Raw genomic sequence first — 25,283 nt, 5'->3', positions numbered from 1 at the left:
GGGGCAGACCACACATCCATTCAGCGTGCAACACGAAGGAGCATCCCATGGACTTCAAGAACATCACCGTCGCCGGGGGTGGCGTGCTGGGAAGCCAGATCGCCTTCCAGGCCGCCTACTGTGGCCTCAACGTCGCCATCTGGCTGCGCACCGAGGCCTCCATCGGCCGCGCCCAGCCAAAGGTCGACCGCCTGCACCAGATCTATCTCGATACGCTTGAGGCCATGAAGACCGATCCTGCGGCCTATGCCTACGGTCTCATCGCCAGGGAGGACGTCACGCCCGAGGCGCTCGACGCCTGCAAGGAGCGCGTCGAGGCTGCCTACCGGAGCCTCAGGCTCACCACCGACTGGGACGAGGCATTTGGCGATGCCGACCTCGTGATCGAGGCTGTCGCCGAGGCCCCCGACGCCAAGACCGCCTTCTACACGGAGCTGGCCAAGCACATTCCCGAGAGGACCGTCATCGTCACCAACTCCTCCACGCTGCTGCCCAGCAGCTTCGCCGCCTCCACCGGTCGTCCCGAGAAGTTTCTGGCCCTGCACTTTGCCAACGAGATCTGGAAGAACCCCACCGGCGAGGTCATGGGTCATGCCGGCACCGACAAGCGCTACTTCGAACAGGTCGTCGAGTTCGCCGCGGCCATCCGCATGATCCCTCTGCGCGTCCTGAAGGAGCAGCCGGGCTACCTCCTCAACTCCATGCTCGTCCCCTTCCTCAACGCCGCGGAGGGCCTGTGGGCCAACGGCGTGGGCACGCCCGAGGACATCGACCTCGCGTGGACCTTGGGCACCGGCGCACCCGCCGGCCCCTTCCGCATCCTGGACATCGTGGGGCTCACGACCGCCTATAACATTGCCGCCATGAGCCCGGCCTCCAAGGATCCCGACAGCGTCGAGCATAGGATCGCTGCCCTGCTCAAGGAGAAGATCGACGCCGGCGAGACGGGCGTCAATGCGGGCAAGGGCTTCTATGACTACCGCAAGTAGGCACGTAGGAGGATTGCTCGCGCGACCGTGTGCCGGTTGTGCACCTGGTCGTGTGAGGGCCCATGCGATTATGCGAGGTCTCACCTATATCGTGCTAGGTTTTATCGCCCCAAATGTCTCGCGTGCTGACTAAAGTCCGCATGCGAGACAACATCAGCCGAAAAAGGTCGCACGGTCTACAGGAGACCTCGCACAATCAACAAGGCACCCCACACGATGGGGGTGAGGGCAACGGCGAACAGGACGCCGTCCGAACGTGGCATGTCGACCCCTGAAAGCACCGTGCCGGACCCTACGCGCTTCGAATCTCCGAGAGGAACTCGTCGCCATAGCGCCTGAGCTTGGTCTTTCCCACGCCCGATACCTGCAGGAGCTCGTCGCGGGTGCGAGGGCGCGCGGTGGCCATGCCGCGCAGCGTGGCGTCCGAGAAGACCACGTAGGGAGGCACGCCGGCCTCGTCCGCAAGCTCCTTGCGCAGGCGGCGCAGCCTTTGGAACAGGGCCTCGTCCTCGTCGGAGGCAAGCGCGCCGGGGTTGGCGCGCTTGGTCGGCCGCTCGATGGCGCCGCGCAGGGCGTGCCCTCCCACGTAGTCCGCCGCCCGCTGTCCCAGGCAGACGCTGCAGGCATCGCATGCGCCCACATCGCCCTGTCCCGCTTGCCCAAAGTACGTGAGCACGCGCTGGTGCAGGCAGCCGTCGCTCGTCGCGTAGCCGATCATGGCTCCCAGGAGGCTCTCGCGATGCCTCGTGAGCGTGTGGCATTCCTCCTCCGAAAGTTCCGGCGCAAACTCGGCGTTGTCGATGAAGTAATGGCAGGTGCGGATGTCGTTTCTGCACCACAGCAGCATGCAGGTGGCGGGCTCGCCATCGCGTCCGGCACGGCCGGCCTCCTGGTAGTACTCCTCAAGCGTCTGCGGCATGCCACAGTTGAGCACGAAGCGCACGTCAGACTTGTCGATGCCCATGCCAAAGGCATTCGTGGCCACCATCACGCGCGCGTCGTCGCTCACGAAGGCGCGCTGGGCGGCCGTGCGGTCGGTGGCGTCATATCCCGCGTGGTACGAGACAACCGAGACGCCCTCGCTGCGCAGTGCCTCCGCGAGGCGGTCCACCGCCTTGCGCGTGAGCGCATAGACGATGCCCGACTGGTCGGGGTGCGAGAGGCAGAAGTCCACGACGAAGGCCTCGCGTCGCCTGGGCGTGAGCTCGAAGGAGGCCAGCGTGAGGTTGGGCCGGTCGAAGCCCGTGACCACCGTCTGTGGGTCGCGCAGTCCCAGGAGCCTCACCACGTCGTCGCGCACGCGCTGGGTCGCCGTCGCCGTCAGTGCCACCACGGGTGGGTGCTTGGGCAGGTGATCGACAAAGGATGCGATGCGACGGTACGCCGGACGGAAGTCCTGTCCCCATTGGGAGATGCAGTGCGCCTCGTCCACGGCGACGAGCGGCACGTGCGCCTGGGCGGCAAACTCCGCGAAGTGCGGCTCGGCAAGCCGCTCGGGTGCCACGTACATGAGATCGTACCAGCCGGCGAGGGCGCGCGCCATCACAACCCCCTGCTGACGCTGTGTGAGCGTGCTGTTGAGGTACGAGCCACGTATGCCCGCCTCCTTGAGGCCGCGCACCTGGTCCCCCATGAGCGAGATGAGCGGACTCACTACGATCGTGAGGCCTTGCCTTCCCAGCAGCGCCGCCGGTACCTGGTAGCATGCGGACTTCCCGGCACCCGTGGGCATGACGGCGAGGGCGTCTCGCCCGGCAAGCACGACAGAGATGACCTCCTCCTGGCCGGGACGGAAGCTCTGGTAGCCAAAGCATTCGGCAAGCACCTCACGGGCACCGTCGGGCGTCGGTGACGCGGTGGTGGGACGAGAAGGCGCATTCATGTGTTGGCCTCCATCATCCATCGGTCCGTCCTCCTGGTCCTCCTGTACACAAACGCGCGTCATTCAGTGCAGCTTATGGCAAAACGTGCGCGCTCCCCAACATAACGTCACTCCATGAACATATTTCATGTACTCAGAGTACACGAAATAATTAATTTCATGTACTCTGAGTACATGAAATATGAAAAGGAGCGACACATGCAGAGGCAGATCGAGTCTACGATAGAGAAATGGATACAGGAGCACAACGCACGCCCCCTGCTCATCAGAGGCGCCCGTCGTGTGGGCAAGACGTATGCTGCCGAGTCGGTGGGCCGCCGTATCGCCGGCAACGAGTTCATTAAGCTTGACTTCCAGACCGACCTCGACATCATCGCACCGCTTTTCAATGGTCCAACCGATGACGTGGACGGCATCATGCAGCGTGTTGCCGATTATAAGCGGGTTCCCATTCACAAGGAGTCCGCCATCGTCCTCTTTGACGAGGTGCAGCTATGCGAACGCGCGCTCAATTCCCTGAGGTTCTTCTCGGGGTCTGGGTGGCGCATCCTGGCGACGGGCAGCCAGTTGGGCGTCGCGACGCGTCACAGGAAGCTGCCCTTTCCCAGTGGGGTCGAGCAGCTTACCCTACACCCTATGACCTTCGAGGAGTTTCTTTGGGCACTGGACGAGCGGCAGATGGCCGATGCCATACGGTCCCACGCACAGAGCCTCGAGAGCTACGCTGCCCATCGGGAGGCGCTGAGATACTTTAGGCTGTACCAGGTGATTGGTGGGATGCCCGCTGCCGTTGCCGCATACGTTGACACCCGCTCGCTCGATGAGGTGCGCGTGCAGCAACGAGAGATCGATGAGACATACACGGCCGACATGAGCGATCCCGAGAGTGGCATCAGCGGTATCGCGGCCCGCAGGATATGGGGGAGCATCTCCACTCAGCTGCTGAGGTCTTCCACAAAGAAGTTCAAGTATGCGGAGGTGGAGCGAGGCGGTCGCAGGGCCAAGCTCATAGAGCCTCTCGAATGGCTGGAGGGTGCGGGTGTCATCTCCATCCATGGCCTCACCACGTGCACGCATCCCCCGCTCGTGCCCTATGACGAAGGGGAGGGCAGCTTCTTCAAGGTGTATCTGGCGGATACGGGAATCATGTTCTACAAGCTTTCCGTCGATCCCAGGTTGTGGCTCGATGCCGAGGAGCGTCGCTCCATCATGGCCTCATCCGACTTCCGGGGTGCCTTGGCCGAGAATTCCGTGATGCAGGCGCTTGCGTCACACGATGCGCGCACCTACTACTGGGTGCCTCCCACCTCATGGCACACGCATGGCGAGCTGGACTTCCTTCTGCAGACCAACCGTGCGGAAGTCATTCCCATCGAGGTCAAGTCATCGCGCAACATCAGGGCACGGACGCTAGCACGATTCATGGACAAGGCCCACGCGCCCCATGCCTATGTGCTCTCTGAGAACGATTTTGGCAGCGACACGAGTTCCGATGGAAGGCAGGTGAGGCGGCTCCCCCTCTATGCCGCCCAGCACATTGGCACGGGCGGCATGCCAGAACCCCTCTGATCGTGCGAGGACTCCTGCCAGTCGGGTTAGGCGCTCCTGCCGAGGTCGTCCTGTGTGCCGGTCCCAGTCCGCACGTGCGACGCAAGCCGTCGGAACACCTGGCACGACCCAGAGATGCCCTCCACGCCGCAGAGTTCGGCCGTCTGTTCCAGCAGTTCGACCTCCGTGTGTGTGAGTCCCACACGCGCAGCGTCCGCAGCCTCGCGCACGTGTGCGGGCCTGCGACACCCCACCATCGGCACGACTCCCCGCGTGCGGCAGTAGGCGATGGCCACCTGCGCCAGGTTGATGCCGTGGTCGTTGCCCACCGTCTCCATGACGCTGTAGAGCCGTGCGAGCCGCTGCTCGCGGTCCCTCAGGGAGGCCAGGCGAAGGCTGGCCTTGGCGAGCAGGCCCTCCTCGAGCGTCGCCCAGCCCCAGTACCGGACGTCCTGCTCCTGGCACCAGGCGAGCGTCCGAAGCTCCTCGGGCCCATGCGAGACGAGCGAGAAGTGGTTCTGCACGCCATAGAGGGGAGCGTCGAAGCGGGCAAGGAACTCCTGTGCCAGCTGACACTCCGCGAGGCTGAAGTTCGAGACGCCGATGTGGCCGATCAGGCCCACCTGCCTGAGCGCCACGGCCTCGAGCAGGTTGCCCTCGATGTCGCTGGGTAGGTGCAGCCAATAGACGTCGAGGTAGTCGCGGCCGAGGTCACGCGCGTCGCGCTCGAAGGAGTCGATGAGCCTGCCCGCGCGATGGCGACCGATGGGCGTGAACTTCGCCGAGACATGCGCCTCGTCGGGCAGCACCCTGCCCATGATCTTGGCACATGCGCCTAGGCCGTAGGCACGTGCCGTGTCGAAGAGCGCGACATCTTGGTCGAGCGCCTCCTGGACGGCTGCGGCGAGGGTGCCCTCGTCCACGGCAGAGCCGCGCACGACCTGCTCGTACAGGGGCGATCCCCAGGAGTTGGTGCCAATGACGATCTTGGGATGCATGATGTCCATGACCGTATACCACCCTCCTCATGAGTTTTGAGACAAGTATACGTAACGGCTATGAGTGGTCCAACCCAGCGTCCCGGGGGCCATTCGTTCGCTATAATCTCCAAAACCTGGGCTCAACTGCACATTTGCTGGCGCCAAGGCATGAATGGGAGGGTGAGATGGGACACGACATGAATCGTAGGAAGTTCATCAAGGTCTCGGGGGTCACGGTTGGCTCGCTTGCTGCGGCTGCGCTTGCGGGATGCGACGTGTCCCCTGGCCTCCCGTGGCAGAGGAGGGGATACCCCCACTACAACGGCCCCCTCAACCAGGCCAAGAAGATCGACAACCCACCAGACGACTCCGAGGCGCTGGCAAAGTTCGTGGTCATCAGCGACACGCACGTCGACCTCGACAGACAGGGCTATGTCGACCGTCTGCAAAACACGTTCGAGGACATCTCCCAGTTCTGTCCCGAGAACGCCTCCATCATCGTCAATGGAGACATCACCAACAACGGCGAGCTCACGGAGTATCAGAAGTTCGCCGAGCTGGCCGAGGCCGCGGGCTTCTCGTATCCCGACCACTTCGTGCTGGTGATTGGCAACCATGACCAATACGACTCCAACGAGAGCGAGGAGGCGGTCTCCAACCTCACGGATCGTTTCAGGGAGCAGGTAGGCATCGCGGATCAGCCCGATCCCTACTACGACCGCACGGTCAGCGGCGTCCACCTCATCATGATGGGTCCCGACCGCTACCCAAAGGGAAGTTGGAACAACTTCTCCGTGTCGGGCGGTCAGATTCGCTGGCTGGAGAGCCTGGTGCATGTCGACAGGGACGCGGGGAAGGTCTCGCTCGTGCTTCTGCATGAGCCCCTGCACGATACGGTACGCAACACGGAGCCCGGTGACTTCGGTCACACGGACTCGCTTTCCGACGAGGACAACGATAACCTGCACAAGTACATCGCTGCCTACGACAACGTGGTCTTCCTCTCGGGCCATACGCATGCGTTGCCCGACACACTGCAGCTTGAGGGAGAGGGACCGCTCTATGTGGGCACCGGCTCGACCGCCTACTGCATCGACAACGTCGACGACGACACCACGGGGGCGGCCGACATCAGCACGTACGGTTCCCTGGGCTGGGAGATGACGGTGTGGGAGTCCTGCATCCGCTTCCGCCTGCGCAACTTCCTGACGCGTTCCTTCGAGGACGACTTGGGTGGCGCGACCTACCAGTTTGCGTAATGTCAGACGCTTCGGGCGATGAGACAGGGGATGACGCATGGCCATCACGATGAGCCTGTACTACAGGGGTGCAGATGGCACGGCCAGGAGGCCATTGACCGCCACCAAGCCTCGCCGGCGATGGAGGCGATTGCCAGGCTGCGTGACAAGCACGATCTGCACATGCGTGCCAAGCGCCACGTCTCGGACGAGGTGGGCGTCCCCGCCGAGGACCAGGGCTTCCTGAGGCAGTAGGGCACGTGACGCGAAGGGCCCCCTGCCCGCTCTGGCCGGGGCCTTCGCATGCGGTCCTGTCCTACAGGTTGTGCTTGGCCATGCGCTGCTCGAAGATGTCGTTCACGATGAGGCTCATCTGGGACGTGGCTTCCGCGCTGGGCTCTGTCTCCTGGCTGAAGGCATCATAGATCTCGGGGAACTGCTTGGAGATGAGCCCGCAGGTGGCCTTCATGGCGTGACCCTTGACGAAGCTCGGGATCCTCTCCAGGCACTCGGGCTTTACGAGGGAGGTGATCCCGTCATTGGCAAGCTTGGCATCCTTCATGGGTGGCATCTCTCTACCAGACAATAGATGTGTGCAGTTAGTTGCACACTTCCAAACTGTAGGTGGAGACTTGGGATGGGAAATCATGTCCCTCCATTTTCATGGCTACCTCAGAGGAGGATGGCTCGTTAGGGCATATAAGCTCATCAATGCTGTAAGGCAGAGCGTCTCAGGGCAGCGATGTGGGGCATGTCCCTATGGCACACGGTGCTATCCTGAAGCGTGATTGTGCTACCGAGACTGTGTTCCCGATGGTAGAAGGGCTGCCACTCCATGAGTCTGCTTGACGTGTCGTTTGCCATAATCGTTGAGCCACTGCGAATGGCGTTTGTGCTCTGTGTAACGCTCCTCAATCGACTGATCCATAGCCCCATCGCCCTTTGCCTCGTACTTGGTATGGCCATCGCGGTAATGGTGGTCATGGGAACCTTCCATAGGATGGGGGTACTGCATTCGGGTGACTCCATCAGGAAGGTGCAAGCAAAGAAGAGAGATGCTACGCCTCCAGCTCACGATCGCGGAAGTCGTCCTATATCCCGAGCCATCTTCTTGGCGAGCTGTCTTGTGCTCGTGGTGTTGACTGGCGTGGTCATACCCGTGGGCCTTATCGAGGTCATGCCTCGAGCAGTCAAGTTTGTTGGCAGTGCCACAGACTCATCACAGATACTCGCGCTTGTCGAACGCCCCCTGTGTCTTGCGCTTGGCACGTTCCTGCTGTGGCCCATCATCCTTTATGCACTTCCTGGCAGGCGGCATAGATGTCTCTTGGAAGTCATGCTGGTGGCGCTTGCCTGCGCCGCCATCATTGACTATCGATTCTTTGGTACCAATGGTGAAGTCGTTTCGATGCTATATGCCTCAGACTTCACGCCAGCCATGGATCTCACGCTCATTGTCGCCAACATTGCTGCGGTGTTGGCCACTTGTGTAGTGTCAGGGTTCCTGAGTCGCCGGTTCCCGCGGATTACGCTCGGTATCCTTACTGTGGCTGCCACTGCTATGGCAGGATCAACAATCCTGCATGCAACTGCCCTTCCCGACAAGTTGGCAGCCGCGGAAGACGAAGTCGCTGCGCAGAAAACCGAGCAGCCTCAGTTCACGTTGAGCAAGACGGGTCAAAACGTAGTGGTCCTCATGCTCGACCGCGGAATGAGCGAGTACATTCCCTATATCATGAACGAGAAGCCCGAGCTCAAAGAACAGTTTGCTGGCTTTACGTACTATCCCAACACGATGTCATTCGGCGGCTTCACCAATTTTGGCGTACCAGCGCTCTTTGGCGGCTATGAGTACACGCCTGTGGAGATGAACAAGCGTAGCACCGAGAGGCTTCAGGACAAGCACGACGAGGCACTTACGGTGATGCCGGCCATCTTTGACCAGGGTGGCTATGACGTGACGGTATGCGACCCTCCGTATGCGGGCTACCAGTGGGAACCTGACCTCTCCATCTATGACCCCTACCCCAATGTCCACACCTATAACACCATGGGGTACTTTACGGGCATGGCGTCAGACAGCCAACAGATAACGGGCATCAGCTGTGACCTGTTCTATCTGGCCGTCGCGCGCGTCTGTCCGCTGCCGTGTCGTCAGCCCTTGTACGCGTCTGGCGTTACGTACACGTATGGTGACGGTGACGCTTCGGGGACGGGCATACCTCTTAACGTGTCGACAGCATCTGGCCAGACGGTGTCCGATGACGCATTGACCGCAGACGGCGGGACGGATGCGTTCCTACAGTCGTACTATGCGCTCAACCACCTGACATCGATGACACGCATAGACGATTCCATTACCGGCTCGTTCCTGATGATGGCGAACGATGCCACGCACGACCCCATGATTCTGCAGGAACCCTCCTACATGCCGACACAGCATGTGGACAACACTGCATATGAGGCACAACACCATGGTCGCTTTACCGTGAATGGGGAGCAGCTCATCTGTGAGAACAGCGATCAGTACATGCACTATCAGGCAAACATGGCTGCGCTCATGCAAGTTGGCCGTTGGCTGGACTACCTGCGCGAACAGGGCGTGTATGACAATACGCGCATTATCATCTGCTCCGATCATGGTCGTCCGCTGCATCAGCTCGCCAGTCGCATTCTGCCGGGAAACAATAGCCTCTACGATACGGAATTCTATGCTCCCCTGCTTATGGAGAAGGACTTCGATGCCACGGAGTTCACGACAGACGAAGGCTTCATGACGCAGTCAGACGTTCCGACGATGGCTACGCGGGGTGTGATTTCCAACCCCACCAACCCCTTTACCGGTAAGCCCATCTCTAATGCAGAGAAATATGCACACGACCAGTACATCCTGGCTTCATGGGACTGGGACATCAGCGCCAACAACGGGACGACCTTCCTGCCAGGCGTATGGTTTGCAGTGCATACTGACATGCGCGTCATGGGCAACTGGCGTGAGGTGCCGGATCCTGGCGGGCAGGCCACCTAACAACCGACCGCGCGCCGCCCAGAGACGGCTCCATGGATGAGCCTAGGCATATCAGTCATCTATCCGATAGAGACGACAGGGTCCATCCATGAGCATAAGGGTGAATCCTGGCGTCTTGTCGGTGATGCGCCTGATGCCGTCCCATCCACCTGGAATGCGTGCGGAACGCGTGAATGAGCCATATGCGCCGTTCTCGTCGAGTGCCATGACATATCTTGCACCAACGGCATCTACCGCCGCGCGCACATCAGGGTCATAGGCAATCTGGTCAAGACGAGTGCGGATAAGGATGCTCTCAGGCGTCTCCTTCTCAGTGCCGTAGCCAGCGAAATAGCGGTAGTACACCCTCATGCCATACAGGCCATAAGTGTCAATGCTGCCATCATAGGGATCGTTGATGATGAGGTCGTTTCCCGTGGCTGCCGAGACCTTGGCCAAGAAGCCCTCATAGGGATTGGGGAGATACGACTCCTGCACAGGTGGGGCGAATGCTGCCAGGGGGGATTGTACGAGACGATTGCCCGGCAGCGATATGCCAGGATACAAGCTGAGGGCAAGATACGCCACGCCGCACACGGCAGGTACCAGATACGACCTCTCATCGAGGCGCCTCCGCGAGAGGCGCCTTTCAGCGAATGCCAGCGTGCTGGCTGCGCCAAGGCACAGGAGAGGAATGGCGGCGATTGCGGCCATGGCGGAGACGCGGAAGGCGTCCGTATACCAAAAGCCCGTCAGCAGGCTACGTAAGGTACCCGTGGCCGTAGCGGTGACCGTTACGAGTAGCGCGGCAAGCAGGTATGCCACTAGGAGCCAGCGATGCTCTCTGGTGTGGGCGCAATGGACCGCTCCAATGGCTACGAGCGCTGCTGGAACGATATGAGCAGGCAGGACATAGTAATGGCCCTTGGTGTAGGAGAGTTTGAGAATGTTGATGAGCTCTTGTCTAGGCGTGGCATAGGGTGGCCAGACGTAGGTGACGGTACTTTGCAAGGGGGGAAGCCTCCATGCCAAGAACCATGCCGCACAGCACAACAACAAGAAGGCCAGGGTACAGATGGGGCTTGGAATGGTACCTGCGAAGCTACGATAGCTCCTCTGCTCCAACATGCGATGCGCTAGCCAGGGGACTGCCATGAGACCGAGAGAGAATACTATGTTGGGATGCAAGGTGGCAATGCCCACACAGGACATCAGGAAGAGCGTACTATGGCCCAGGCGTTGCCGCAACTGTTGATTGGCTCTTGTGGCCGTGACAAGGAGGGCAACACCAGTGGGCAGCAGACAGAAGCCTGCCATATTGGGGAATAGGGGGCCCCAGACGAACAGAATCCATGGGAACGAGAAGATGCTCAGGCAACCGATGGACCCAAAGACGATGGCCCTGGTGTTATCGGGAGCGATGGTTTTGAGGAGCAGGAGCATGCCCATGGGAAAGACCATGAAGGCAAAGGTAAAGTTGACGGCATTGATGGCACACCCAACCGTGGCATCGGTCGTCATGACCACGAGGGCACACGCGAGATGCCATACGCTGGGATAAAAGCCGCCTGACGATGGCATGACGTCGAATGCTTGGTCTTGCAGTACATAGAGGGTGCTGTGGAAGGGGTCGAGCACATGCGATTCGACCATCGAGCGTACGGAGCCATAATGTGCCGTGACGTCGTACGCCTGGGCCGCGACATCGGGGGAGGGCAGCAGCCTCAGGAAGAAGAATGCTCCCATTGCGATGCCCACGATGAGGTACAGGGCAAGAACGCCCAGGAAGCCCAGCCAGCCTTTCCCTGCATCGCCGTTCCTTGCTGACGTGGCTTTGTGGCTTCTCGATTTGATAAGGAGCCCAAGCGCGAGTATGCCGCTGGGCAAGATGGCCATGTTCCAGGGGGTGGCGTCTACGTGTAGATGCGTACAGACAAGGCCCATGACCACATAGATGGCAAGTGAGATAGGTGGTGCGGCAAGAAGGGCGGTCTTGCTGTCCACAGGGAGTATGCGAGCCGCAAGGAACCCCGGAACAACAAGGAGCGCAAGAGTGACAAGCAGTGCAAGCATGAAGAGTGACCACATAGGTAGGACATGCCTTTCTAACGGCCATGCTGCAGGAGGACATCGTGCATTCCTGTACAGAGCATGCCCATCATACAAGACCTCCTCGTACTAGAGAGAATAAGATATTTTGGGTGCTAAATTGAGTCTGAAAAATACTTCAGACTGTTAAAAAAGAAGGGGCACTGCAGGAAGCTCAGGAGTTCTCAGATTGCTTTCGACAACGACAGAGATGTAAAAGAGCTCAGAGGAATCTGATACCGAGGGGTCTGATACCGCCTCGACGATATTTGCTGAGAAGCTCTCAGTACCTCAAATCTTATGCTTCTGGTGGCTCTACCAATAGTGAATCCGTGAATACTCGTTTCTGATGTGCTTTCTATCGTGGCTCTGTATCATTTGTGAAGCTGCTTTCAGGATGCCGGGCATCTAATCTCAACTATGGATCTAAAATAGCAAAGGCGGCTAATGGCCTTGAATTACTACTGTCTTTGCCTCAAAGAGAGGTGTGTATATGTCAGATAAAATTGAAGTTTCGGTTGTAGTACCAGTCTATGGCTGCCCTGGTGCCATTTCAGAACTTCATAGAAGGCTAGTCAATACTCTTGAATCTATGGAAAAGGATTTCGAGATCATTTTGGTTAACGATTGTGATCCATATGGATCTTGGGAGAAGATACGGGAGGTCTGCGTAGCGGATCATCGTGTCATCGGTCTTAATCTCTCTCGTAATTTTGGTCAGATTAAAGCAATTACCGCGGGTCTAGATCGAGCATGCGGCGAGTGGATTGTTGTAATGGACTGTGATTTACAGGATAGGCCAGAGGGAATTATTGACCTATATAAGAAGGCCCAGGAGGGATACGACGTAGTTTTTGCGCGACGTTTGAACCGAAAAGATACAAAGCTAGTTAAGTTCTTCTCAAAAGTGTTTTATAAGGTATATGATTATTTCACTGACGGTACGTTTGATAACAGTATCTGTAACTTCAGTATCTCACGACGTATTGTGATAGATAACTATTGCAAAATGAGGGAACACAACAGAGCTTACACGCTTTTTATTCGCTGGCTAGGTTTTAAGCAGGCGGAGATTGACATTGAGGCAGATGCTCGTTTTGAGGGTGAGTCATCCTATAACTTTCATCGAAAGGTTCGTACAGCTTTTGAGCTCATCACTGCTCAATCAAATAAACCACTCAGGCTTGCAACCAGCTTGGGCTTTACGATTTCCATCGTTTCTTTCCTGTATCTCCTATACCTTTTGATTTCTGCTCTCATTGCACCTTCTTCGGCTCCGATGGGGTGGCGTAGTACCATTGGGGCCATATTTCTGATGGGTGGCTTAATTCTTGCCGCCATCGGTGTTGTAGGGCTATATATTGGAAATATCTTTGATGAAGTCAAGAATAGACCTCTATATGTTGTTCGTGACGTACTGAATGGGGGACGAGAAGAATGATTCTCGTAATTGGTGCGACTGGTTATATCGGACGCTACTTCTGTACAATAATGCAGAAGCAGGGAGTGGACGTACTTGCTCTTGGACGCTCAAAAAGGGTAATTGATTTTCTTGGGCAGCATGATGTGCCAACACAATACTTTGACTTAAATGATGAGTTGTGTTTTGATGCGCTCCCCAAGAGTGGAGTGGACGGAATTATTGATTTGTCCGCCTGTTTGGCAGAGATCGAAACTCCAGTCGAACACTTTTTTACAGTTAATACGATCGGTGCATATCGAGTACTAGAATACGCACGTATGCACGAAATAGGGAAGGTCGTTATCACCTCATCTCATAAAGTCTACAATGATCTACGCAAGGATGTTATCTCAGAAGATGATCCGATTTGCTTTACGGGTGATCACTCTCCGTACATTATCTCAAAAATTGCGGCAGAGAACTTTGTAACATATTATAATAAGGATTTTGGCCTTGAAGCTATCGTGCTTCGGCTCACTGGCGTTCATGGCTATGGAGAGGTGCTCGGGCATCTCAAGGATGATGGGAGTTATGAGAAAAGCACATTTGAGCTTTTTGTTGAAAAGGCCCTAGCTGGAGATCCTATCGAGGTTTGGGGTGACCAGTCAATTCGCCGAGACCATGTATACATCAAGGATGTAGTCGATGCGCTGCTGGCTGCAGTGCAAAGTGAGGGCGCGCAAGGCATCTATAACATTGCGAGTGGTGTTGCCTATTCACAGTACGAGGAGGCATGTGCCATAGCCGATGTTTTTCAAGGGGAGATGCGAAGCGAGGTATCTCTAGATGAGTCTAAGCGGGGGCTGTCCCACGGCTATCTCTACTCCATCGATAAGGCACGCGAGGAGCTCGGCTGGAGTCCCCGTTATGTTGATCTGCATGAGATGCTCCAGGACTATAAGAAGGAGTGGGAGCGTAAGACATACCACAACTATCACTATTTCAAGCCCGGACAAGGACCGGTAACGCTTTGATTTCTGAAGAACAGCCGACTAGATTCAATGGTCGCTTGCCACTCGTCGTTGGTAGGGCGGCTACTGCCATATATGCGATTCTCAAGTCTATTGATGCAGAGGGTGGAGAGGTTCTTCTGCCGGCAAATATTTGCCCTGCGGCCATCTTTCCGGTGCTTTATGCGGGGGCACAGCCTGTCTTTTGTGATGTTGATAAAATAACGGGAAATGTTACTTTTGAGACCGTTTCATCCCGTATGGAAAACTGCACCCGACTATGCTGTGCGATCCTTCCACATATGTATGGCAATCCTATCTCGTGTATGCCAGATATTGTGAGTATGTTACATACTCATGGAGTATATGCTATCGAGGATTGTGCTTCTGCAATGGGGGCATGCTATCCGAATGGTTCGCAGGTTGGTTCCGTTGGTGATTACTCCGTGTACAGCTTTGGGTATTCCAAGACCATATCTTTGGGATTTGGAGGCCTGCTTGTAAGTAATGTAGGACGAGAGTTTGAGATTCAAGAATGGCTCAGTGAATTGCCCTTCCGTGATGATTCCGTAGACCGATATGAGGAATTTCTGTCGAGGTGTTATCGCCAGCTAAGGAATCTAGGCACGATCAGCTCAATTGAATCTCAGTCTATCCGTGCTGCAGGGGAGATTTTCAAGGGATGCTTTCTCTATATGCTCGATGCATCGGGTGAAAAGGAGGTCCTACACGCTCTTGATGGGCTCGATCGGGTAATCAGTCAGCGTAGGGACGAATGGGCTGCCTGTGAGAAAGAACTCAACAGATGGAATTTTTCGAGTGTAAGCTTGGCCCCTTTTTCATCGGGGGCTGTTCCGTGGCGTTTTAACTTTCAGGTTCCTGCCAATCGAAGAAGTGAATTAATCTCCCTTTTCTTGAAACAAAACCTACCAATAAGTGATTGGTATCCTTGTGTGGCAGGCTACTTTAGTGATGAGTGCTTATATGTTGGTGCATTGGAGCACGGGACGAGAATTTGCAACTTCCCCCTTCTTGTTGGTAAGCAGGTGGCCGTGTCAAACGTAAAGACTGCATGTGAAATTATGTATGGCCTAGGGCTATGACCACTTCCTAGTCTCTGTTTCTGGAAATGGTCTACATGGCTCCCAAGCTCGCGCATAAGGGCAGCTAATTTGTGTCGCGCCCCCGTCGCACAATCGGTGCCGCAGGGCGAGGGCGTCGAGAGGGGCTGGGCGGCATGACGAGCATGAGCGCGCGGATGGTGGCGGCGGCGGACGGCGGCGACGGGGACCTCCTGTCCTGGGTCGCGAGGCACGGGGACGAGGCGTCGTGCGAGGAGGGGCTGATGCGGCTGCGCTTCCCGGGCGGCTGGGTCTGCCCGAGGTGCGGCAACCGCAGGTGCAGCCCCGTAGCGGGCAGGCCGAGGAAGCGGCAGTGCACCCGCTGCAGGCTTCCAGTTCTCGGTGACCTCCGGGACCCCGATGCAGGGCTCGAGGCTGCCGCTGCCGAAGTGGTTCCTGGCGTTCCGGCTCGTCGCCGGCTCGAAGAGGGGCGTCTCGGCCGCCGAGCTGGCCCGCGCCCTGGGCACGAGCGAGACCACCGCGCGATACGTGGTCCTGAGGCTGCGCGGCGCGATGTCCGCCGGATTGGGGCGCCTTCGGCCGGGTCTCGGGTGAGGCCGAGGTGGACGACTTCTTCGTGGGGGCCGCGGCCGCAGGGACCGTGGGCAGGGGGACCACCAGGCAGCCGATGATCTGCGCGGTGTCGCGCGGCGGCCGGGGCGGCCCCGGGACGTGCGCCCTCAGGGTCGTCCCCGACGCGGCGGGCGGGGCGTACTCGCGCTTCGCCGAGGAGCACGTGGGGGTGCTCTCGCACGTCCGCGCCGACATGTGGCAGGGCGTCACCGCCGGCCTGCGCGGCTGGCCGGGGCTCGTGTGTTTAGTCAAGCCTGACTTTTGGTTTTGAGCGCGGATTTCTTTCGGGTCCGTGCATGAAACTTTTTCGGGTTTCGTCACGGGCGCGCCGCTGTCCCTACCTCCCAGACTTCCCCAGCATGAGGCTCTCCCCGGGCCTGTGGCTGGGCCCGCCGAACTCGACGAGCCTGCCGTGGCGCGCGACGCGGTCCACGATCGCGGCCGCGGGCTTGTCGTCGGCGAGGACCGTGCCCCACCGGCCGGACCCGGCGTCGGCGGCGGATGTGACGCCCCTCCCCTCGTGGCTCTCGGATATGACCTGGCAGGGCAGCCTTGCCCCGTCCACGTCGAAGGGGACGTAGCCGAACTCGCCCAGGATCACCAGCCGGGCCTTCGCGACGTCCGCGAGCGGCCCGTCGGGCGTGCCCTCCCTCTTGGCCTTCCCCAGCCGGGGCACCGGCCGCGCGGTCTGCCAGAACCCCGCCGGGTAGCCCGCCGAGGTCGCCGCGATGCCGAGGGCCGTGGCCATGTGGGTCTTGCCGCGCCCCGTCTGGCCGCAGGAGACGAGGTCCTCGGCGTCGCGCACGAATGCCAGCGAGCACGTCCCGTCGCGCCCCCAGCCGTCGGGGAGGGCCACGCTCGGCCGGTCGAAGACGTCGGGCGCCTTGGGCACGGGGAACCTCGCCTGCCGGAGCAGCCTCGCCCCCTTCGTCCTGTCGCGGCGGGCGATCTCCGACTCGGGCATCGCCGTGCATGCCGCCGCCCGCCCCGGCGTCGCGGAGGCGAGGAGGGCATCCATCGTGTCGCCCGATACGGAGGGCGCCCTGGCCGCCCCACGGAAGGCGGCCTGCGAGGCCCCGCGCCCCGGGCTCGTCTGCGGCATGCCTGCCACCCCCCTCGAGCAGCCTCGGCGCCCCGTCGCAGGCGCCCAGGTCGACCTCCTCGCCGTACCCGGCGCGCTCGTCTCCGGCTGCCGCCCTGGCGGCGGAGGGGGAGACGGTCGCGCGGTCGAGGCCGCCTGTCGCCGCCAGCGAGCGCGCCATGCCCTCGACGGCCGCGCCCCAGCCCCTCTCGGCGCTCTCGTCGCGCAGCACCCCGGGGTCGGCCTTCAGGCTGTCTGCCGGCTCGCCGTCGAGGAAGGCGACGAGCTCTTCGGGGAGCGACGCCCTGACGCTCGAGTCCCTCCATCCGGCAGGCCTCATGCACGGCAGCCCCGGCCGCGGCGTCGGGTCGGAGCTGTCGGTCGGCGCCCCGCCCCACTGGCGCCCGTGGGTGGCGATCGCCTCGCCGGTGGAGACGTCGCAGACCGTGACGTCGAAGGCTCCCAGGGCGACGGCGACCTCGCAGCGTGCGTAGGCGGGTCCGGCGGAGTGGCGGTGCACGCCCCCGAGCGCGAGGGTGCCCTGCTTGCTGCACTTCCTCGTCTCCCACCTGACGCACGAGAACGCGGCCGGCGGCAGCGGCGAGAGCGCCTCCCTGTCCTCCCCGAACAGCCCGGGCTCGGGCGTGCCGGGCCCGTGGTGGCGCTTGCCCCCGCTCAGGTCGAGGCAGTCCTGGAGCAGCCTCTCATCGGACGAGGCGACGTCGTGGAAGGACGGGACGGGCACGGAGGGGTCCCTCCTGTGGCAGCCGACCTTGTTCTCCACGTTGCCCCTCTCGTTGCCCGAATAGGGGTTGGCGAGGGCGTGGTCGAGCCCGTAGTGCGCCGCGAAGCGGCGGAAGGGCCCCGAGACCCTGGCCGTCTCCCCGACGCGCCGGCCGACCTCGGTGGCGTTGTCGAAGACGGCCCTGCGGGGCACGCCGCCCATGGACTCGAGGACGCTGCGCAGCCCCTGGCAGACGCACTCGGCCGTCTCGCCCCAGAAGACCTGGGTCAGTCCCACGTTCGAATGCGGGAAGGTGATGGTCAGGTACTTGCCCCTCGTGGTCACCCCGCGGACCCCGAGATCGGCCTCGCCGAAGTCGACCTGGATCTCTCCGGGCAGCCAGCCCGGCCGCAGGAAGCCCTCGGCGTCCCTGCGGTCGCGCTCGCGGGCCATCTCCTCCCGGCGCCGCCTCGCGTGGCGCTGCACGGTGGAGTACGAGCCCTCGTAGCCCCGCTCGTCCCTGAGCCTCACATGCACCCTCACGGCCGTATGGCGCTGCTTGCGCCAGTTCCCGCGGTCGTCGTCGAGCCAGGAGTCGATCGCCTCCCTGTGCGGCGCGAGCAGCTCGCTCTCCGGCTCCTTCCTCTTCGGCGGCTCGGGCGACAGGTCCTCCGCCCTGGCGTACTTCCTGGCCGTCGGCTCCGAGACGCCGACTGCCCTCGCAATCGAGGCTATCGATTCCCCGACTCTCGCCCTTCTGCGCATGTCCTCTATCTTGTCCACGCCGATCATTCCCCTCTGGCCCTCCTAACGTCGCAGACCGAAGCAACGACATTGTCGGGCCGGCCGCGGGTGGTCGACGTGCCCATGCTCATACCCGAAGGTCTTTCGTGCCCGGACCCGAAACCTTTCGATGCTCAAACCCGCAACTCCGAGGCTATCAAACACAGGCTCGACCAGCGCCCGTTCGACGCGTCGGACCCGGCCTCCTCGCTCGCGCTCGTGCACCACGTGATATCGGACTTCAAGGCGTACGCCCTCGGCACCTTCCACGGGCTGTCGCGGGCGAGGCTGCAGGGCGTGTGCGACGAGTTCAGCTGGAGGTACTGCCACAGGGGCCCCGCGCCGGCGTCCGCGCTCGCCGCCGACGTCGCGGCCGCCCCGCACGTCCCCCGCGCCGAGCTCGAGGCCTCGTTCGGCCCGCAGCCCCGCGTCGCGAGCCCGAGGGCGCGCACGGGGGCGAGGGTCAGGCAGCGCGAGCGCGTCGAGGAGCTGCTGCGCGAGGCCGGGCCGGGCGACGGCCTGCTGGGGCTGCTCGACGACGGCTTCCGGGAGCGGAGGGAGTGAGGGGGTTATGCGCGAGCTTGGGGGCCATGATGGTCTATCCGGTGGGTTTCTGAGACATTATGCAACGTCATTAGCTACCGATTCAGTGGTAATTTGTACATGTCCAATAGTTTACAGCAAGCTCATATAAAGTCATATTATCTATGTTGTAGAGGATGGTGTCTGGACCAAGAAGGGAAGACGCACATGATTGATTTCAATGTCCCACCACTGGTCGGCACCGAGATGACATATGTCCGCGAAGCCGTTGAGGACAACCATAAGATCTGTGGGGATGGTCCCTTCACCCAGCGCTGCGATGCATGGATTGAAGAGCATTTCAACGCTAGGAAGTCTCTTCTCACGACGAGTGGTACCACGGCACTCGAGATGGCGGCCATCCTGTGTGGCATCAACCCGGGCGATGAGGTCATTCTCCCGAGCTTTACCTTCTCCTCTACAGCGACTGCCTTTGTGCTTGTAGGGGCCAAGCTCGTGTTTGTGGACATCCGTCCAGATACCATGAACATCGACGAGTCCAAGATCGAGGCAGCCATCACCGCTCGCACGCGCGCCATCGTTGTCGTGCACTATGCGGGTGTGGCTTGCGAGATGGATACGATCATGGACATCGCTCATCATTACGACCTCAAGGTGGTCGAGGATGCCGCTCAGGGGGTCATGAGCACCTACAAGGGCAAGGCCCTAGGGACCATTGGCGATTTTGGTTGCTACTCGTTCCATGAGACCAAGAATTACTCCATGGGCGAGGGTGGTGCCATCCTGGTGAATGACACGTCATGTGTTGAGCGAGCTGAGATCATCCGTGAGAAGGGTACCAACCGTTCGCGCTTTCTGCGCGGTCAGGTAGACAAGTACACATGGGTGGATTACGGCTCCTCCTATCTTCCAAGCGACATCAATGCCGCGTATCTGTGGGGCCAGCTTGAGGTGGCGGAGGCAATCAATCGGGATCGGCTGGCCACGTGGCGGAGCTATTGGGACGGTCTCAAGCCATTGGCTGAAGGGGGCAAGCTGGAGTTACCCCTCATCCCTGAGGGATGTGAGCACAACGCCCATATGTTCTATGTCAAGCTCGAAGACCTCCAACAGCGTACGGAGTTCATCTCCTACCTTCGGGACCATGGCGTGCAATCCACGTTTCACTACATCCCGCTCCATAGCTCTCCAGCAGGCAAGCACTATGGGCGCTTTGCGGGTATGGATGAGTTCACCACCAGGGAGAGCAACCGTTTGACACGTCTCCCCATGTACTATGGCCTTTCCAAGGAGGATCGCGCTACGGTTGTCGATGCCATCAGGAGTTATTTTGCCTAGTAGGGAGCACGGTATGGGAAAGGGTGCCCCGGGCGGGCGCAAGGCCGTACCGAAGGTGCTTCTCCTGCTGCATGGTGTGCTGCTGGTGCTCTCGCTTTCGGGTGTGGCTAGCAAGCTTGCCTCGCGGCAGGAGTTCCTCTCTCTGCCGTTTTGTATGTTCTACGGTGTAGTGCTTCTCATTCTGGCATTCTATGCGCTTGCCTGGCAGCAGGTAATCAAGCGCCTCCCCTTGACCTTCGCATATGCCAACCGTGCCATCACCGTGGTGTGGGGCATCGTTTGGGGGGCACTGTTCTTTGGTGAGCGCGTGACAGCGCTCATGTTGACTGGTGCCATCATCATCATCGTGGGCATCGTGCTCTATGCGCTTGATGGAACAGAGGGGGATGAGATTCATGAGTGAGCTCATCCCCTATGCTCTCCTGTATCTTTTTGGCACCTTTATCAGTGCCGTTGCGCAGGTACTTCTTAAGAAGTCTGCACTCAAGACGTATGAGAGCACCATCAAGGAATACCTCAACCCGCTCGTTGTCACGGGCTATGTCATCTTTTTTGCGGCGACATTCTGCACACTTTTTGCCTACAAAGTGGTGCCACTGTCGTTGGGGCCCGTGCTCGAGGCAACGAGCTACGTGTACGTGACCATCTTTGGCGTCATGTTCTTCAAGGAGCATGTCTCAAGGCACAAGATGCTCGCTTTGGCGCTCATCATTGGTGGCATCTGCGTGTATGCGCTTGGGGTATAGAATCGTCATCGTGTTTCTTCTTGCCCGATGCTGTCTGTTCTTTGCGTTGACGTCGTGGACACGGTCTGGGACTGACTGAGCTGGATGATAGACAATGGTATCAATGGTGCAGATAGGGCGTGCCGGGAGGGACTACAAACAGGAACTTGAGAGCGGCCGCTGGTCCGACCTCGAAGATTCTGCCGGTTCCCGAATCGAGTAAGGTACGTCTAGGAGTGGTATATGCAGAAGCTGGCCATCATTGGCGCAAATGACTTTCAGAACCCCCTCATTCTCAAGGCGCAGGAAAAGGGCATCGAGACACATGTGTTTGCCTGGCAGTGCGGTGACGTTGGTGAGCGCACGGCCGATGTCTTCTATCCCATCTCCACGGCAGAGAAGGATTCGATCTGCGAGAAGTGCCGCGAGATTGGCGTCGATGGTGTGGTGACCATCGGCTCGGACTTCAATAACATCACGGCTACGTATGTGGCAAACAGGTTAGGACTGACGGCCAACTCCGATGAGGCAGTGCTGCGCTCAACCAACAAGCACCTCATGCGCGAGACGTTTGCTATCAATGGTGACCCCTCTCCCAAGAGCATTCTTGCTGTAGCAGGAGAGGAGGCGCCTGATATCTCCGACATGAGCTTCCCGCTCATCGTGAAACCGACCGATCGCTCGGGCTCACGCGGCATTCGGAAGATCACCGATGAAGGTCAGCTGCACGCAGCCCTTGGGGCAGCATGGGAATGCTCATGGGAGCATAAGGCCGTGGTGGAGGAGTTTCTGGAGGGCGAGGAGTTCTCCGTTGAGTTCATCTCCTGGAGGGGAGAACATCACTTCCTGCAGTTGACCAAGAAGTTCACGACGGGTGCCCCGCACTTCGTTGAGACGGGACACATCGAACCTGGTCAGGTTGCTCCTGATGTGCTTGAGCGCATCAAGGCGGTCGTGTCCCATGCGCTTGATGGCCTTGGTGTGCGCTACGGTGCGTCGCACTCCGAAATCATGGTGGATGTCCAAGGTAATCCCCGCATCGTGGAGATTGGTTCGCGCATGGGCGGGGACTGCATCGGCTCTGATCTCGTGCAGCTTTCTTGTGGCATCGACTTCGTTGGCGCCGTCGTTGATGTGGCCATGGGCAGGGAGCCTGATTTGACACCTACGCACCCAGGGCGTTTCGTGGCCATACGCTTTGTCGTTGGGCAGGACGATCTTGACGCTCTCGTGCGCCTTCGCGCGAACGATTCAGGCCTTTTGGTACGTGAGTCTGGTGTCGAGGCGTTCGATCACGAGATTACCGACAGCTCGTCGCGGTGCGGCTTCTTTATTATGCAGGCGCTATCACTCGGGCAGCTCAGTCCCTACCTGCCCATAAAATAGGAGACTATACAAGATGTCAATATACTTCTCAGGAAGGAGTCTGTCGTCTTGGTACCATCGATGACTGGGGAAAACTCCTAGAGGGAGAGGGCTCATTTATGACAAAAGGTGCAAGGGCATGACGACTTTGACACGAGCAAGGAACCTACGGGGAAGATTCAGTTGTCTTCTCTTATGGCGGCCACAGCGGTCACATGTAATGATATATGGCATCATGTTCATTCTCATGATGCTTTGCTTTATGGGGCCCGCCGTTATTCTGCATCGAAGTTTCCTGAATAGTATCGACGGTGTAGATCAGCAGTATCCTTTCTTTCTGCTTGAAGGCATCTGGTTACGTGATTTACTTTCGAATATTTTTATTACTCATACTTTTCAGATTCCCCAATGGACGCCACTTCTAGGCTATGGAACTGATTACATTACCGCTCTTGCCTCAAACCTTGGCAATCCAGTCTACCTTATTTCAGTTTTCTCGACCCCGCAAAATGGCGAGGCTCTTCTCTCACTTGCCATTATCTTGCAAATTGCATTTGCGAGTGTGGTGATGAGCCGCTTCTGTCTCCTGTGTGGCATGAACAACTTTGCTGCAATGATTGGCGGGTTGACGTATGCGTTTTCAGGCTTTACGGCTTTCGCATATACGCAGATATTCTTCATGACGTGGCTGGCGCTTGCGCCTCTCGTGTTGTTAGGTATCGAAAAAATTATCAGAGGAAAGCATTCCGATACTTTTATCATTGCAGTTGCGTTTTGTTTTCTATCCTCAGTGAGTCTCTCCTACCAGATTTGCTTGCTATTGGTCGTCTACTGCCTCGTACGGTTTTTCCTCTCGTATGAGGAGAAGACGATCAGAGGATTTTTGCTGCTCTTCGTGCGGGTATTTATTCCTCTTGTATTTGGGGCACTTGCTGGCATGGCTATCTTCTTGCCTACGACAGCGAGCATTGTTGGACAAACACGACTGGGCATCGAGAGGAGTCCTTCGTTTGTCTATGACATGAGTTTTTATCGCAACCTCATCAAGGGGATGGTATCTGTTCAGTACCCTGGAGTTGAAGGGTCTCTTGTTGGGTGTCTTGCAGTTAGCTCGATTGCGCTTATGGTTTTGGTGTCCATCAAGAAGCGCAATCACCCTGATATTGCGAAAAAAATTACCAGTGCACGTGTTATGGCCATCGTCCTAGGCGTTCTGCTCGTTCTACCGGCAGCCGGCTCCTTGCTGAATGGTTTGGCGTATCCTTCTCTGCGTTGGACATGGGCTCTTTCACTCTTTTTGGGGTATATAACAGCACTTTTTGTGCCTCTATTGCCGAGCTTAACTCGGGATGAGCGGCTGCGTATAGGTGTCGTTTGGCTCCTTTATGCCGTGGCTTGTGCCTATTGCCTTGTGCGTAGTCCATCTACTGCGGCTGTATTTACCATCTTTCTCATAGCAGGTCTATTCGTCCTCTTGTTTGCTATGCCTATCCGCGCGCGTGGCATGCAGCCTATAGCCTTGTTCGCACTCGCTCTTTCATGTCTTGTCTCCTTTGGTGGATGGATGATTACAGGGGAGTACCAAGCCCAAATTAAACTCAATGGAGCATATGGGGTCCTTTACGAGGATACGCCACTATCCATTTTGAAAGAGGTAGATCAAGCCACCGTTGAACGGTATGGCTCACGAGGCTTTGGAAGATATCGCAACTCAAGTATTGCGGCAGGCTTGCCAGGGGATACGTTCTATAACAGCCTGTACAATAACTATATTGATGAGCAGCAGACGTCACTTGGTCTGGCATCACATTTTTGCAACTTCACATTCGACACCTTTGACTCGCGTCTGGGGCTCGAGACCCTTTCCGGTGTTAACTATCTCGTTGCTTCTTCTGCCCATGTTCCAACAGGCTATTGTCCTATGGATGTACCTGAGAAGAACGGTTTCATGTTGTATAGGTCAAATTCTCCAGTACCCTTGGGGAGCTTGCATTCAGTAACATTCACACGCGAACTGTATGACTCTTTAAACATGGTTCAGAGACAAAACCTGCTGCTCTTTGGTGTTGTGCTTGAGTCTGGAGTGAAAAATGGTTCTGTCGATTTTGATACCTCTGGTCTGGGAGTATCCAATGAGTATACCTTGGATGTATCAAATGCCATACCAGACCCGAATATCTCGCTCATAAGTGCCCATAACCTTGTCACCTTAGCTGCTAGTGCTCAGCTGAACTTTATGGCAGAGATTCCTTCAGGAAAGCATGCGTACCTGGTTCTTCATGGACTCCATTATAATGGTAGCGAAAATGACTTCATTTCTAATGTGTCGGCGCGGTGTGGTGATAATGTCGATACTGTCGTACAGGCAAATCAGCTGGCCCCTTGGTATGGTGACAAGCATGATTGGGTGCTCAACCTGGGTACTTCAGAATATGAGCGCGAGGGGGTAGCGCTGATTCTTGGGAGTCCTGGTCAATATGAAATTGGGTCTGCGGCACTTGTAATAGAAGATGAGGACACATCTGCTCAATTGGCGGAGGATTTTGTTCAAGAGGGTCCAACGAACCTATCTTTTGAGAGTGCTAACGTGATTACTGGTAGTGTCGATATCATGCACAATCGTAGCCAAACACTTCTGGTGCGTGTGCCATATGGAGAAGGTTGGCATGCTACTGTCGATGGCGATTCCGTGCCTATCGAACGGGCAGATATCGGTTTCATGGCACTACCACTTAATGAGGGCAGCCATACAGTTCGCTTGGAGTACAAGACGCCACATCTTGCAAGTGGTATCACGCTTTCAGCTATAGGCATCTTGTCCTCGGTGGTTTACGTTGTCTTTATCGATCCCCGTCTTAGGGAGAGCGTGCGGGGAAGGAAATAGGG

Annotated in this window: 21 protein-coding genes and 2 pseudogenes; 17 read left to right on the top strand and 6 right to left on the bottom strand. The window is 58.2% G+C overall.

What is annotated here, in order from left to right:
• Nucleotides 1-47 precede the first annotated feature (47 nt).
• Nucleotides 48-989: a 3-hydroxyacyl-CoA dehydrogenase gene (locus tag J2S71_RS01645; protein WP_307388375.1), complete on the top strand. Its 942-nt coding sequence runs from the start codon at nucleotides 48-50 to the stop codon at nucleotides 987-989.
• 292 nt (nucleotides 990-1,281) lie between these two features.
• Here J2S71_RS01645 and J2S71_RS01640 read toward each other — a convergent pair whose 3' ends face one another.
• Nucleotides 1,282-2,871: a RecQ family ATP-dependent DNA helicase gene (locus J2S71_RS01640; protein WP_307388373.1), complete on the bottom strand. Its 1,590-nt coding sequence runs from the start codon at nucleotides 2,869-2,871 to the stop codon at nucleotides 1,282-1,284.
• Nucleotides 2,872-3,069: 198 nt separating this feature from the next.
• Here J2S71_RS01640 and J2S71_RS01635 point away from each other — a divergent pair, with 198 nt between their 5' ends.
• Complete coding sequence (locus J2S71_RS01635) at nucleotides 3,070-4,440, top strand: ATP-binding protein (protein ID WP_307388371.1); 1,371 nt, start codon at nucleotides 3,070-3,072, stop codon at nucleotides 4,438-4,440.
• 26 nt (nucleotides 4,441-4,466) lie between these two features.
• Here the strand turns inward: J2S71_RS01635 and J2S71_RS01630 are convergent, their stop codons facing one another.
• Nucleotides 4,467-5,426, bottom strand: coding sequence for an aldo/keto reductase (locus tag J2S71_RS01630; protein WP_307388369.1), 960 nt, complete (start codon nucleotides 5,424-5,426; stop codon nucleotides 4,467-4,469).
• Between the two features lie 170 nt (nucleotides 5,427-5,596).
• Between J2S71_RS01630 and J2S71_RS01625 the strand changes: the two genes are divergently transcribed.
• Nucleotides 5,597-6,658, top strand: coding sequence for a metallophosphoesterase family protein (locus J2S71_RS01625; RefSeq protein WP_307388368.1), 1,062 nt, complete (start codon nucleotides 5,597-5,599; stop codon nucleotides 6,656-6,658).
• Nucleotides 6,659-6,953: 295 nt separating this feature from the next.
• Here the strand turns inward: J2S71_RS01625 and J2S71_RS01620 are convergent, their stop codons facing one another.
• The gene (locus tag J2S71_RS01620) at nucleotides 6,954-7,199 is read right to left on the bottom strand and encodes a hypothetical protein (RefSeq protein ID WP_307388366.1); all 246 of its coding nucleotides are present in this window, start codon (nucleotides 7,197-7,199) and stop codon (nucleotides 6,954-6,956) included.
• A 774-nt stretch (nucleotides 7,200-7,973) separates the two neighbouring features.
• Between J2S71_RS01620 and J2S71_RS01615 the strand changes: the two genes are divergently transcribed.
• On the top strand, nucleotides 7,974-9,665 hold the full coding sequence (locus tag J2S71_RS01615; protein ID WP_307392372.1) for a sulfatase-like hydrolase/transferase: 1,692 nt from the start codon (nucleotides 7,974-7,976) through the stop codon (nucleotides 9,663-9,665).
• 51 nt (nucleotides 9,666-9,716) lie between these two features.
• On the opposite strand, the gene J2S71_RS01610 is transcribed toward J2S71_RS01615, so the two are convergent.
• Nucleotides 9,717-11,717, bottom strand: a complete 2,001-nt coding sequence (locus J2S71_RS01610) for a DUF6541 family protein (RefSeq protein WP_307388364.1) — start codon at nucleotides 11,715-11,717, stop codon at nucleotides 9,717-9,719.
• A 508-nt stretch (nucleotides 11,718-12,225) separates the two neighbouring features.
• On the opposite strand from J2S71_RS01610, the gene J2S71_RS01605 reads away from it, so the two are divergent.
• The 6 genes and pseudogenes from J2S71_RS01605 to J2S71_RS01585 all read left to right on the top strand — a co-directional run bounded on the left by J2S71_RS01605 (nucleotide 12,226) and on the right by J2S71_RS01585 (nucleotide 16,109).
• Nucleotides 12,226-13,173 carry a glycosyltransferase family 2 protein gene (locus J2S71_RS01605; RefSeq protein ID WP_307388362.1) on the top strand — a complete coding sequence of 316 codons (948 nt, stop codon included), beginning with the start codon at nucleotides 12,226-12,228 and terminating at the stop codon, nucleotides 13,171-13,173.
• Complete coding sequence (locus tag J2S71_RS01600; RefSeq protein WP_307388361.1) at nucleotides 13,170-14,168, top strand: NAD-dependent epimerase/dehydratase family protein; 999 nt, start codon at nucleotides 13,170-13,172, stop codon at nucleotides 14,166-14,168. The genes J2S71_RS01605 and J2S71_RS01600 overlap by 4 nt, the downstream gene beginning before the upstream one ends.
• A complete protein-coding gene (locus J2S71_RS01595) occupies nucleotides 14,165-15,247 on the top strand; it encodes a DegT/DnrJ/EryC1/StrS family aminotransferase (protein WP_307388360.1) in 1,083 nt (360 codons plus the stop codon). The genes J2S71_RS01600 and J2S71_RS01595 overlap by 4 nt, the downstream gene beginning before the upstream one ends.
• A gap of 134 nt (nucleotides 15,248-15,381) precedes the next feature.
• Nucleotides 15,382-15,582, top strand: a pseudogene (locus J2S71_RS12220) (transposase family protein); the annotation flags it as partial.
• A gap of 43 nt (nucleotides 15,583-15,625) precedes the next feature.
• The gene (locus tag J2S71_RS01590) at nucleotides 15,626-15,820 is read left to right on the top strand and encodes a hypothetical protein (RefSeq protein ID WP_307388359.1); all 195 of its coding nucleotides are present in this window, start codon (nucleotides 15,626-15,628) and stop codon (nucleotides 15,818-15,820) included.
• A gap of 7 nt (nucleotides 15,821-15,827) precedes the next feature.
• Nucleotides 15,828-16,109, top strand: a complete 282-nt coding sequence (locus J2S71_RS01585; RefSeq protein ID WP_307388357.1) for a hypothetical protein — start codon at nucleotides 15,828-15,830, stop codon at nucleotides 16,107-16,109.
• Between the two features lie 66 nt (nucleotides 16,110-16,175).
• Here the strand turns inward: J2S71_RS01585 and J2S71_RS01580 are convergent, their stop codons facing one another.
• Entirely contained in the window at nucleotides 16,176-16,940 is a 765-nt protein-coding gene (locus J2S71_RS01580; protein WP_307388355.1) for an ATP-binding protein, read from the bottom strand.
• Nucleotides 16,941-17,098: 158 nt separating this feature from the next.
• On the opposite strand from J2S71_RS01580, the gene J2S71_RS01575 reads away from it, so the two are divergent.
• Nucleotides 17,099-17,413: a hypothetical protein gene (locus J2S71_RS01575; RefSeq protein ID WP_307387988.1), complete on the top strand. Its 315-nt coding sequence runs from the start codon at nucleotides 17,099-17,101 to the stop codon at nucleotides 17,411-17,413.
• Between the two features lie 155 nt (nucleotides 17,414-17,568).
• On the opposite strand, the pseudogene istA reads toward J2S71_RS01575, so the two are convergent.
• Nucleotides 17,569-18,408 (bottom strand): annotated as a pseudogene (istA, locus tag J2S71_RS12215) (IS21 family transposase); the annotation flags it as partial.
• 102 nt (nucleotides 18,409-18,510) lie between these two features.
• Here istA and J2S71_RS01560 point away from each other — a divergent pair.
• The 6 genes from J2S71_RS01560 (at nucleotide 18,511) to J2S71_RS01535 (ending at nucleotide 25,281) form a co-directional block, all read left to right on the top strand.
• On the top strand, nucleotides 18,511-18,990 hold the full coding sequence (locus tag J2S71_RS01560) for a hypothetical protein (RefSeq protein ID WP_307388353.1): 480 nt from the start codon (nucleotides 18,511-18,513) through the stop codon (nucleotides 18,988-18,990).
• 186 nt (nucleotides 18,991-19,176) lie between these two features.
• The gene (gene rffA, locus J2S71_RS01555; protein ID WP_307388351.1) at nucleotides 19,177-20,307 is read left to right on the top strand and encodes a dTDP-4-amino-4,6-dideoxygalactose transaminase; all 1,131 of its coding nucleotides are present in this window, start codon (nucleotides 19,177-19,179) and stop codon (nucleotides 20,305-20,307) included.
• Between the two features lie 13 nt (nucleotides 20,308-20,320).
• Nucleotides 20,321-20,710, top strand: a complete 390-nt coding sequence (locus J2S71_RS01550) for an EamA-like transporter family protein (protein ID WP_021726483.1) — start codon at nucleotides 20,321-20,323, stop codon at nucleotides 20,708-20,710.
• Nucleotides 20,703-21,053 (top strand): EamA family transporter, encoded by a 351-nt coding sequence (locus J2S71_RS01545; RefSeq protein WP_307388348.1) that lies wholly within the window; start codon nucleotides 20,703-20,705, stop codon nucleotides 21,051-21,053. The genes J2S71_RS01550 and J2S71_RS01545 overlap by 8 nt, the downstream gene beginning before the upstream one ends.
• 222 nt (nucleotides 21,054-21,275) lie before the next feature.
• On the top strand, nucleotides 21,276-22,418 hold the full coding sequence (locus tag J2S71_RS01540; protein WP_307388346.1) for an ATP-grasp domain-containing protein: 1,143 nt from the start codon (nucleotides 21,276-21,278) through the stop codon (nucleotides 22,416-22,418).
• Nucleotides 22,419-22,632: 214 nt separating this feature from the next.
• Complete coding sequence (locus tag J2S71_RS01535) at nucleotides 22,633-25,281, top strand: YfhO family protein (RefSeq protein WP_307388344.1); 2,649 nt, start codon at nucleotides 22,633-22,635, stop codon at nucleotides 25,279-25,281.
• Nucleotides 25,282-25,283: the final 2 nt, after the last annotated feature.

The organism is Olsenella profusa DSM 13989, from assembly GCF_030811115.1.
GTDB lineage: Bacteria > Actinomycetota > Coriobacteriia > Coriobacteriales > Atopobiaceae > Olsenella_F > Olsenella_F profusa.
Note: the sequence above shows the minus strand (reverse complement) of the source record. Positions and strands in the feature narration are given on the sequence as shown.